The organism is Blautia sp. OM06-15AC (genome assembly GCF_003481425.1).
Taxonomy (GTDB): Bacteria; Bacillota; Clostridia; order Lachnospirales; family Lachnospiraceae; genus Fusicatenibacter; species Fusicatenibacter saccharivorans.
This window is the reverse complement of sequence record NZ_QULD01000026.1, coordinates 1-2,869: the sequence shown is the minus strand read 5'-3', so window position 1 is coordinate 2,869 and position 2,869 is coordinate 1. Positions and strand designations below refer to the sequence as shown.

General features: G+C 44.4%; 3 protein-coding genes. All 3 read right to left on the bottom strand.

The window, feature by feature from the left end:
* Positions 1 to 55 precede the first annotated feature (55 nt).
* The 3 genes from tnpC to DXB83_RS16240 all read right to left on the bottom strand — a co-directional run bounded on the left by tnpC (position 56) and on the right by DXB83_RS16240 (position 2,738).
* A complete protein-coding gene (tnpC, locus tag DXB83_RS16250) occupies positions 56 to 1,699 on the bottom strand; it encodes an IS66 family transposase (protein WP_118697891.1) in 1,644 nt (547 codons plus the stop codon).
* Between the two features lie 279 nt (positions 1,700 to 1,978).
* A complete protein-coding gene (gene tnpB / locus DXB83_RS16245; RefSeq protein WP_118697890.1) occupies positions 1,979 to 2,347 on the bottom strand; it encodes an IS66 family insertion sequence element accessory protein TnpB in 369 nt (122 codons plus the stop codon).
* A complete protein-coding gene (locus DXB83_RS16240) occupies positions 2,337 to 2,738 on the bottom strand; it encodes a hypothetical protein (RefSeq protein ID WP_055222036.1) in 402 nt (133 codons plus the stop codon). Before DXB83_RS16240 ends, tnpB begins: the two co-directional genes overlap by 11 nt.
* Positions 2,739 to 2,869: the final 131 nt, after the last annotated feature.

Genomic DNA, 2,869 nt, shown 5'->3' with positions numbered 1-2,869 from the left:
GTAAACGGTAGAATACGAATACCTTGACAAATAGCAGACCGCTTTTGCGGTCTGTTTATTTTCCGCTGGCTTTTTGCGGCTTTCTAATGTTTTCGGGCAACATATCTGACCATGGCAGAAGTTCTGCAAGAAAATCTGTGTTTTTGTCATCTACACGTTTGGGAATCTCCGTAAGCAGATATTCGAAATAATCGAAAGGTTTCAGGTTATTCGCCTTTGCAGTTTCTGCGATACTGTAGATGATCGCTGAACTATTGGCTCCATTGACCGTATCGATCATCTCCCAGTTTTTCTTCCCTATACAGAATCCACGGATCGCACGTTCGCTGGCATTGTTGTCTATTGGAACATCCCCATCTTCCAGAAAAACTTTCAGGTAGCTTTCCTGGTTCAGTGCATATGTAAATGCTTCCCGTATTTTACCGTTCTTTGGAATCTTAGGTTCATTCTGTTTCAGGTACGCAAAGAAAGCATCCACCAGTGGTTTTACCACAAGCTGACGCTGCATGAGCCTGTCTTCCGTAGAAAAATCAGACAGTTTTCCCTCTTCCCGGTAAATGGCCTGTATCTGTTTCATGATCAGATGCAGGATTGATTCCTTTCGGTGTGCTTTTGGTATCACTTCCAGTGCATCGTTAAACCTGCGCCTGCAGTGAACCCAGCAGCCTGCAATCTTCAGATTTTCACGCTCCTTTTCCAATGTATGATATACCTGGTACCCATCCGTAACACAGATCCCGGTGTAATCCCTCAGGAATTCCCGGGGATGGGATGCATTACGCGTTTTCTGGTATTCATAAAGGATGATCTGACGATCCCGGTACATAAAGCCGGACCGGTACACCCACATGTAACTCTGGCTGCCAGCAGGACGCCCGTCCTTATTTACAAGTACAGGAGTCTCATCTGCCTGTATCACATGATAATCATACAGAAGCTTATGCAGATAATCATACATGGTTCCCAGATATTCTTCCCCAAGACGGATCATCCAGTTCGCCATGTTCTGTCTGGTAATGGCAAGCCCGTACCTTTCGAATTCTTTTTCAAGACGGTAGAGAGGTACCGCATTTACATACTTACCATTTATGACTGCCGCAGCAAGGGACGGGGATACAAGGCTTCCATGAAGCAGATTTCTGGGATGGGGTGCCTTTATCATGTGTTCATCCAGTTTACTGGAATAAACGCCGATATGATGTTCCTCTATCACGACACTGGCCGGAATGAACTGATAACATCGGGAAATGGCATCCGGAAGCTGTTTCCATCCGTTTTCACCAAACTCAGCCGTCAGTTCTTCCTCTTTCAGATAGTGATCAATACGTTTTACTGTCAGCCCTGCTATATCAGCCGCTTTTTTCCCTGGCTGTTTTTTCTTTTTGGGTGCTTTCAATTCCAGGTCATCAGGTTCCGGTGCATCCAGGTCGCAGACTGCCTCTGCTTCATTAAAGAATACGATAGTCCCGTCTACTTCCATGAAACGTATCTGTTCAGAATCCGCCATTTTTTCGCTGGATCTGCCAAAACGGTTCTTCTGGAAAAGGACCATCTGTTCCATCATCAGCTGCATCCTGTCATTTAAGGCCTGCGTTTGCCTGGACAATTCTTCCATCTGTCCCTGCATCCCAAGAAAAAGCTCTATCAGCAGATCCTTATCAAACTTATTCAGTTGTTCTTTTGTGTACTTGATCGTCATAACCGGAACTCCTGTCTTTATACTGATTCCGATTATAACAGAATTTTTGTATTTCCGCCAATCCTTCAGATATGGGCTTTCGTCATAATGACGGTGGATAATACATCTGGAAAGCCGTTGTTTTACAGCTTTTCAGATGTATTATCCACAACAGTTTTTCTATTCACACGATAACAAATGGAATGAGAAAAGACTGTTTGTGGATAACCTTTTTCATCCGGTTGATACACATCATTTTTACAGTTTTGGTACTTTTTTATTTTCGGCATTTTGCACAGGCTACATAATGCGGGGTGTCTCTTTCAGCTCAGAGATCGGATGGCGTGCAACGATCTCCAGTCCCTGCATCAGCATACGGTACTGGTCGTCTGTGATCGCCATTGCCTCATCTGCCGAACGGGGCCACCGGAATGCACCATTATCGAGTCTCTTGTACATAAGGAGAAAACCATCACCTTCCCAGAGCAGTGCTTTGATCCGGTCACATCTTCTTCCACAGAAAAGAAACAGTGTATTTTTGTCGTAAGGATCAAGCTTAAACCGAAAGCGTACGATCGTTGCCAGTCCATCGATCCCACGACGGAGATCCGTAAATCCCATCGCCAGATACACCTTTTTAAACCCGGAAGCATCTGCATCATTCAGCATGGGTAAAAGCCTTTATGAAATGGCAGAGCATTTCCGGTGAAGTACCGGAAAATATCTCAGCTGACAGTCCCCTGGTATTTTTAATACGGATCATTGGCAGAGTTCCTGCCGAAATGCATGTACCGGATTCTTTTGGAGTATCTGTTTTCTTTGGATCTGGTGCAGGTGCGGGCAGTTCCACAAAAGCAGTGGTTTCTGTGTCCTGCATCTGATCCAGGCATATCTGCCTGACACGCCGGAGACGGTAATAATAGTTGGCTTTTGTAAGATTATTTTGGGTACACCAGGTTTCAACATCCATCCCTTTGGGACGATTCTGACAATTCCGAATCTGTTCTGCCCATTGTCGGATTCTGACCTGCTGAGCTACAAGGCTGGTTTGCGTAGCCATAATATTCCTCCTCTGAATCATAGTCAGTTAAAAAAGTTAAGTACTAAACTTTTTTGACTATGTTATTTTGTTGAGTATGATTATGGCATAACTTGAAGTGAATAAAAAGGTACTCAGGTTCTACCGTTTAC

Bases quoted from the DNA above. Each gene is read 5' to 3' on its own strand.
- tnpC (WP_118697891.1), bottom strand. From the start codon at position 1,699: ATGACGATCAAGTACACAAAAGAACAACTGAATAAGTTTGATAAGGAT.
- DXB83_RS16240 (WP_055222036.1), bottom strand. From the start codon at position 2,738: ATGGCTACGCAAACCAGCCTTGTAGCTCAGCAGGTCAGAATCCGACAA.
- tnpB (WP_118697890.1), bottom strand. From the start codon at position 2,347: ATGCTGAATGATGCAGATGCTTCCGGGTTTAAAAAGGTGTATCTGGCG.